6 protein-coding genes and 2 pseudogenes are annotated in these 6811 nt (G+C 38.7%); all 8 read left to right on the forward strand.

Translation table 11 applies throughout. The annotated features are described in order from the left end of the window. Nucleotides 1–132: 132 nt before the first annotated feature. Nucleotides 133–381, forward strand: a pseudogene (locus ACIR310F_RS23550) (DNA methyltransferase); the annotation flags it as partial. Between the two features lie 57 nt (nucleotides 382–438). Next, nucleotides 439–1047: a restriction endonuclease gene (locus ACIR310F_RS23555; protein WP_051289489.1), complete on the forward strand. Its 609-nt coding sequence runs from the start codon at nucleotides 439–441 to the stop codon at nucleotides 1045–1047. Between the two features lie 190 nt (nucleotides 1048–1237). After that, nucleotides 1238–1447, forward strand: coding sequence for a type II toxin-antitoxin system HicB family antitoxin (locus tag ACIR310F_RS0105905; protein ID WP_028083008.1), 210 nt, complete (start codon nucleotides 1238–1240; stop codon nucleotides 1445–1447). Then, the gene (locus ACIR310F_RS0105910; protein ID WP_028083009.1) at nucleotides 1440–1667 is read left to right on the forward strand and encodes a type II toxin-antitoxin system HicA family toxin; all 228 of its coding nucleotides are present in this window, start codon (nucleotides 1440–1442) and stop codon (nucleotides 1665–1667) included. Before ACIR310F_RS0105905 ends, ACIR310F_RS0105910 begins: the two co-directional genes overlap by 8 nt. 146 nt (nucleotides 1668–1813) lie before the next feature. Beyond that, nucleotides 1814–2059: pseudogene (locus tag ACIR310F_RS21730) on the forward strand (transposase); the annotation flags it as partial. Nucleotides 2060–2616: 557 nt separating this feature from the next. Beyond that, complete coding sequence (locus ACIR310F_RS0105920; protein WP_028083011.1) at nucleotides 2617–2892, forward strand: TM2 domain-containing protein; 276 nt, start codon at nucleotides 2617–2619, stop codon at nucleotides 2890–2892. Between the two features lie 356 nt (nucleotides 2893–3248). Continuing rightward, complete coding sequence (locus tag ACIR310F_RS0105925; RefSeq protein WP_028083012.1) at nucleotides 3249–5669, forward strand: heavy metal translocating P-type ATPase; 2421 nt, start codon at nucleotides 3249–3251, stop codon at nucleotides 5667–5669. Nucleotides 5670–5784: 115 nt separating this feature from the next. Further along, complete coding sequence (thyD, locus tag ACIR310F_RS0105930; RefSeq protein ID WP_028083013.1) at nucleotides 5785–6705, forward strand: thylakoid membrane protein ThyD; 921 nt, start codon at nucleotides 5785–5787, stop codon at nucleotides 6703–6705. Nucleotides 6706–6811 lie beyond the last annotated feature (106 nt).

Consider the following 6811-nt stretch of genomic DNA (forward strand, 5'->3'; position numbering starts at 1 on the left):
GAAGATGAAAAATGCCAGTATAGATTAATGGGTAAATTTATAAAATATAGTCCCATTAAAGGACATAGAGATGTTAATTAAGAATGGGAAAAAACACATCCAGATCTAGTTTATCGTCACTATCTTAAAGATGGTAAAATGGAAGTTGATTACTGGAACATTTCACCTATTAATCAGGTTTCAAGAGAACGTTTAGGTTATCCTACCCAAAAACCAGAAGCATTATTAGAAAAAATAATAAAAGCAAGTTCTCATGAAAATGAGATCATATTAGATGCCTATTGTGGATGTGGTACAACAGTTGCAGTTGCACAAAAATTAAATCGTCAATGGATCGGAATAGATATTACTTATCAAAGTATACAGCGTTTTCCGCTCTGATGAGGTACAAAGTTGAATCATGAAACCCTTGTGGTGCCGGCATCTTGCCCGCTAAATATGTACCTTATAACACCGGGAAGTGCTGTAAGTTTAATCTTAAAAAGATTAGAAGATAGTTTTGGTAAAGAAGTATTAACTAATATTAACTTACATGGTATTCCTAAAGATGTAGAAAGCGCGATCGCCCTTTCTCAAAAACAAGACGATCGCACTCGTAAAGAATTTGAAAAATGGGCAATTTTAACCTATAGTAATAATCGCGCAGTGATTAATACCAAAAAAGGAAAAGATGAAGGAATTGATGGAACAGCTTATTTTAATGGAGATCAAGGAAAACAAGAAAAAATTATTGTTCAAGTCAAATCAGGTAAAGTTCAATCAAAAGATATCAGAGACTTATTAGGAACAATGACTTTAGAAAATGCCAGTATTGCTATATTTATTACCTTAGACAATCCAACTAAAGATATGATTACCACAGCTAAAAAAGCCGGATTTTATCAAAATAAATACTTTACTCAAACTTACGATAAAATCCAAATTGTCACGGTTAAAGATATAATTGAAAATCAGCAAAGATTAAATATTAGATTAGGATTAGAAGTATTAAAAAGTGCGGAAAAAATTATAGAAACAAAAGCCACTCAAATCCAGTTAAATTTGTAGCCTGTAGGGTGCGTTACATTTCATTAACGCACCTTATTTTTAATTGAACAAAAGCGATTTTTTCGGAGTAACTTCTCAAGAGAAAGTCAAAATCATATCAGTGCGATCGCTCTTAGGTTAGATTGACTAAAGTGCGATAGGGAACAGTGATGTTATAATTTTCAGAGCAAGCTTTAGAGGATAAGAGACGATGAAAAATCGCATCTTTACAGTTATTTTGTACAAAGAAGATGATGTTTACATTGCTGAATGTCCAGAAGTTGGCACAGTAGATCAAGGGGAAACGATCGAGCAGGCGATCGCTGGTTTGAAAGAAGCCACACGGCTTTACCTAGAGGAATTTTCCTTACCAGAAACATCTTTGAGATTTGTTACCAGTATTGAGGTTAATTATGCCTAAGCTGCCACGAATCTCAAGTAAAGAGGCAATTCGAGCGCTTGAACGCTTAGGCTTCGAGCAAGTTCGTCAAACAGGCAGTCATGTTGTGATCAAGAAAGAAACCGAAGATGGTGAAATTGGTTGTGTCGTCCCTGTGCATCGGGAATTGAAGGTTGGTACATTAAGTGGAATTCTCAAACAAGCGCAAGTCACAGTCGAAGAGTTTATTGACAGTTTATGATGTCTAACAAATCGCTGCATCCGACCTTAAACTTTACTTACAGCGAATTTCAGCCGATCTTGTAGATCTTGTAGGGTGCGTTAATGAAATGTAACGCACCTTATTTTTAATTGAACAAAAGCGATTTTTTCGGAGTAACTTCTCAAGAGATAGACAGAAAATTGCAAATAACATCACGGTTAGCTTTGGGTTTCCAAGACTACCGAAAACCAAATAAGACATTACATCCAATAGAAAGCCTACTAGCACAACGGATATATGGCTTAATCATGGGATACGAAGACTTAAACGACCACGAAGAATTACGTCATGATCCAATGTTTGGACTAGCGTTAGGAAAAAGAATTGATCAAGAAAATGAACCATTGACATTAGCAGGAAAGAGTACATTGTTATTGAAGTTAGGCGCTTTGATTACTGTGAGTACCCGGCGAGTTTTAATTGCTATTAATAGTTCTTGTCCCTACAAACATATTTGCTCTTAGTGTGGTTTAAATTGCCGAAAAATGCTGTAAATACGTTTATTTTGTTGAATTATTCACAAAATATTTAATAAATATTGATTCTTGATGTTCTATATTTTGACGGATAGCGTCGGAAACGCTAACAGCGTTGCTTTTGAGTTCGAGAACCCCTAACCCAATTATAGTATAAAACTATATCTATAACAAATTGAGAGAGTTTTGTGTAACTTCTTAACTGTTCGTTCAAAAATAATCCGGATCTGACAAAAACAGATAGGTATAAAAATCTATATTGTCGTAGCAATGACTTTTTCCGGGTAATCATTACCCGCCATGAATGTGATATGATAGACAATATTTTTTGCCAAATTTGCTATATTTTATGATTATTTGAATCATACAGGAGTCATCTTTAAAAAAGAATTATCTAATGATCAATGATCAATTCCGTAAATTTTATAATTTAGACATCAAGGAGAATAGCCATGACTAATATTAACCCCTCCTATGCTACCAAACAACTGTTAGCTGGTTATGCGGGAATTGTTTTCGGTGGTTTTGGTTTACATAAATTTATTCTTGGTTACACATCGGAAGGTTTTATTATGTTAGCAATTTCCGTTGTTGGTGGCTCTCTCACCTATGGATTTACATTAATAATAATGCAATTGGTTGGTTTGATTGAAGCTATGATTTACTTAAATAAACCCCCGGAAGAATTTATTAATACCTACTTTGTGAATAAACAAGCTTGGTTCTAGGATTTTTTATCAAGTAAATTGATATGCAAATTCTCAAACATAAACATAAGCACTTACTCATCCTGCTAATGATGAGCACGGGATATTTTAGCGTAGTATCAGATTGGGAAATAAATTATTTTTGGAAAAGCCTGATTTTGATGTTGCCATTACAGTTAACGGCTATAATTTACACTACCAGGACAAAACTATGATGTTTGGGATCAAGATATATCGGGGATTTTTGTCGAAAAGTTAGGATCTAAAGAAACTTAATATTTTTTCCCTCGCCTCAAGTGCAGATTTTCCCCTAATCTCAAGGTAGAGACACTGGTTGTCAAGTGTCCAACCAAGAAGAGTGAATGTAAAAACCTATCATGCAACTAAATCAAAAAAACCAGTTCCCGGAATCTACTCTCTCCCCAAAAATACTAACTAGTGAGAAAATTATTTTAGATGTTGGGGGGATGAAATGTGGTGGCTGCGTTAATGCGGTAGAAAAACAGCTTATTCAGCATCTAGGGGTTAAAAGCGTCTGTGTGAACTTAACAACGGAAGTTGCAGTAGTAGAAATAGAACCTGGTGCTGTAGATGCAGATACACTAATTCAGAGGTTAACAGCCACAGGATTTCCCAGTCAACTACGTACAGCTAAAAGCGCAGGTGATCAATCTGCTGCTTCCCCCAACCCCGCTTCAAGACAGCGCCAAGAAATGCAGTCTATAATTAGACAGTTAGTAGTCGCTGGCTTGTTACTATTTTTATCAGGAATTGGTCATTTTGGTAATATTGGTGCAATTTTACCTATTTTAAATAACATCTGGTTTCATTGTGGACTAGCTACCATAGCAATTATTATTCCTGGTAGACCAATTTTAGTGGAAGGTTGGTTAGGTTGGCGACGAGGTGCGCCCAATATGAATACCCTGATTGGTTTGGGAACGCTTACAGCTTATATTGCCAGTTTAGTAGCTCTATTGTTTCCCCAAATGGGTTGGGAATGCTTCTTTGATGAACCAGTAATGATGCTAGGTTTTATTCTTTTGGGGAGAACCTTAGAAAAACAGGCTAGACTCCGCGCAGCTAAAGCATTTCGCCAATTATTAGCCCTTTCTCCGCAAACAGCCCGGTTAATTATTAACCCAGAACCAGAAAAATTAATTGCTGGTGCAAATATTATCGAAATTCCGGCGGAACAGGTGCGGGTAGGTGAATGGTTACAGGTGCTACCAGGTGATAAAATTCCCGTTGATGGTGAGGTTCGTTTTGGACAAACTACCATAGATGAATCAATGTTAACCGGGGAATCAGTACCCGTAATTAAACAACCAGGAGATATTGTCACTGGGGGAACTTTAAATCAGTCAGGAGCGATCGCTATTCAAGCCACCCGCACAGGTGATGATACTACTCTAGCCCAAATCGTGGCTTTAGTAGAAGCGGCCCAAACTCGTAAAGCTCCAGTACAGAAATTAGCGGATACGGTGGCTGGTTATTTTACCTACGGTGTCTTAGCAGCGGCTTTTTTCACCTTTGGATTTTGGTATTTGTGGGGAACTCACTTATGGCCAGATATTACCATAGCTGGGACAATGGAAATGGCTCACAATATGGGACATCATCCCCAGCATTTAGTCCCCCATACTGAGTATTATTCACTATTAATTAGTCTAAAATTAGCGATCGCTGTCATGGTAGTTGCTTGTCCCTGTGCTTTAGGACTAGCTACCCCCACAGCTATTCTGGTGGGTACTGGTGTAGGTGCAGAAAGGGGATTATTAATTAAAGGTGGTGATGTTTTAGAAAAAGTTCATAAATTAGACACTATAGTTTTTGATAAAACCGGAACTCTCACCACAGGTAAACCCACGGTGACAGATTGTATATCCATTACCGAATCAACTTTAGAACTATCATTGATTCAACTAGCAGCGGCGGTAGAAAGCGGTACTTATCATCCCCTAGCTACAGCCATCCAAGAAGAGGCCAAACGCCAATATCTAACCATTCCCAATGCTGTAGACTTCCATACTGAACCTGGTATGGGTGTGTCCGCTGTGGTGGAGGGTAAAAATGTGCTTTTAGGTAACTGGGAATGGTTTAATTATCACCAAATTGATATTAACGAAACAGCACAAGAACAGGGAAATAAATTAGCCAAAGCGGGAAAAACTGTCATAGGTGTGGCTGTAGATGGCATTTTAATCGGATTAATTGCCGTGAGTGATACCCTCAGACCAGATGCTCAAACCGCAGTAGATAAATTACATCAGATGGGTTTGCGGGTGATGTTGCTTAGTGGTGATAGAATAGAGGCAGCCACAGCGATCGCTAAACAACTAGGAATAAATAACACTGATATCATAGCAGGTATCCCCCCAGCCCAAAAAGCTGCTATGATTCAATCTCTTCAGTCTGGAAAAAGCAAATCATTGGTTGCTATGGTCGGAGACGGTATTAATGATGCTCCAGCTTTATCACAGGCCGATGTAGGCATCGCTTTACATTCTGGCACAGATGTCGCCATGGAAACCGCCGAAATTATCTTAATGCGAAATTCCCTGACCGATGTTGTCAAAGCCATTCACCTCAGTCAAGCGACTTTTAATACTATCCGCCAAAATTTATTTTGGGCTTTTGCTTATAATACAATAGGTATTCCCCTAGCTGCTGGTGTACTATTACCTAGCTGGGGTTTTAATCTCAGTCCGTCCAGTGCAGCAGCACTAATGGCCTTTAGTTCTGTCAGTGTTGTCACAAATTCAATTTTTTTAAGGAGGTTGGCTCTAAACCGATAGCCACCATGGCCTACTCACAATTGACGTTAAATTAAAAGATACCAAAATTCTCAAACTTTTCTAGAGGCTTCAATTCCCAGGTTTTTAGCGTAATTTCTCATCAAAAACAGGCAAAATGAAAATAGCGATTAGTGGTGCAACAGGATTTGTGGGTAGTCGGCTAGTAGAAAGACTATACACAGAAGGTCATAAAGTCATTGTGTTAACACGGAATGTCACATTTGCCCAAAAGGTTTTTCCGGCTTCGGCTTTTCCTAATTTAGAAATTATTGCCTATACCCCCACCGTATCAGGTCCGTGGCAAGATACTATAGTAGGTTGTGATGGAGTAGTGAATTTAGCAGGAGAACCCATTGCAGAAGAACGGTGGACACCAGAACGGAAACAGGAACTTCTCAACAGTCGCAAACTGAGTACAGAGAAAATTGTCGCAGCCATAACTAAAATCAATCCTCGACCAAATGTATTAGTTAATGCTTCTGCTATTGGTTACTACGGAACTAGCGAAACAGCAATCTTTGATGAGAATAGTCCCCCTGGTCAAGATTTTCTCTCCCAAGTCTGCAAAGAATGGGAAAAAGAAGCTGAGAAAGTTAAAGATACTGGTGTCCGTTTAGTGATTTTGCGTTTAGGCATTGTTTTAGGGAATGGTGGTGCTTTAGGGAAAATGATTACCCCTTTTAAACTCTTTGCTGGTGGACCCATTGGTAGTGGTCGTCAGTGGTTTTCCTGGATTCATTTAGATGATATTGTCAGTTTAATTATCCAAGCTTTAACCCAACCCACAATGAGCGGAGTATATAATGCTACCGCTCCCCATCCCGTCAGGATGACAGAATTAAGTACAACTATGGGTCAAGTGATGAATCGTCCTTCCTGGTTACCTGTACCTGCTTTTGCTTTGGAAGCGATGTTAGGAGATGGGGCAAAAGTGGTATTAGAAGGGCAGCAAGTCTTACCCCAACGGACTTTAGCATCAGGCTTTCAGTATCAGTATCCTAACTTACAACCAGCATTAACACAGATTCTTAAGTAAGGGAACAGGTGACAGGTTAAAGGTGACAGGTTACAGGTGACAGGTGACAGGGAACAGGGAACAGGGAACAGGGAACAGGGAACAGGGAACAGGGAACAGGGAACAG

The organism is Dolichospermum circinale AWQC310F (genome assembly GCF_000426925.1).
GTDB lineage: Bacteria > Cyanobacteriota > Cyanobacteriia > Cyanobacteriales > Nostocaceae > Dolichospermum > Dolichospermum circinale.

Coding starts and splice junctions, on each gene's coding strand:
- ACIR310F_RS23555 (WP_051289489.1), top strand. CDS start 439: ATGTACCTTATAACACCGGGAAGTGCTGTAAGTTTAATCTTAAAAAGA.
- ACIR310F_RS0105905 (WP_028083008.1), top strand. CDS start 1,238: ATGAAAAATCGCATCTTTACAGTTATTTTGTACAAAGAAGATGATGTT.
- ACIR310F_RS0105910 (WP_028083009.1), top strand. CDS start 1,440: ATGCCTAAGCTGCCACGAATCTCAAGTAAAGAGGCAATTCGAGCGCTT.
- ACIR310F_RS0105920 (WP_028083011.1), top strand. CDS start 2,617: ATGACTAATATTAACCCCTCCTATGCTACCAAACAACTGTTAGCTGGT.
- ACIR310F_RS0105925 (WP_028083012.1), top strand. CDS start 3,249: ATGCAACTAAATCAAAAAAACCAGTTCCCGGAATCTACTCTCTCCCCA.
- thyD (WP_028083013.1), top strand. CDS start 5,785: ATGAAAATAGCGATTAGTGGTGCAACAGGATTTGTGGGTAGTCGGCTA.